Source organism: Thermococcus sp. MAR1 (assembly GCF_012027305.1).
Classification (GTDB): Archaea; Methanobacteriota_B; Thermococci; order Thermococcales; family Thermococcaceae; genus Thermococcus.
On the sequence record NZ_SNUF01000037.1, the window covers coordinates 1 to 397 of the forward strand.

Sequence of the window (397 nt, forward strand, 5' to 3'; positions counted from 1 at the left end):
TTTAGGGTTAGGGCTTATGATATTAGATTCACTTTCCAACATCAATCAATATGCTTCTTTGCATCCTTTATTTGTAAAAGCAATTGAATACATCAACAATACAGATTTACATGCTGCAGAGGTTGGCAAATACGATATTGCAGAAGGTTTAAAAGCTATTTACTCTGACAAAAAAGGAGTAACAGCTGAAGAAAGTAATGCCAAATTTGAGTGCCACGATAAAAACATTGATATTCAGATTTGCATAAGAGGCAAAGAAACAATCGGTTATAAACCCCGTAGTACCTGCAAACAATTGAAAGGAGAATACAACGCAGAAAAAGATGTAAGCTATTATGCAGATGCACCCGATACTTATTTTCAGTTAACAGATAATCAATTTACCATCTTTTATCCG

1 protein-coding gene is annotated in these 397 nt (G+C 34.0%); it reads left to right on the plus strand.

The window, feature by feature from the left end; translation table 11 throughout:
- A partial coding sequence (locus E3E25_RS11435; protein ID WP_206204741.1) for a YhcH/YjgK/YiaL family protein occupies positions 1-397 on the plus strand: 397 nt, incomplete at both ends.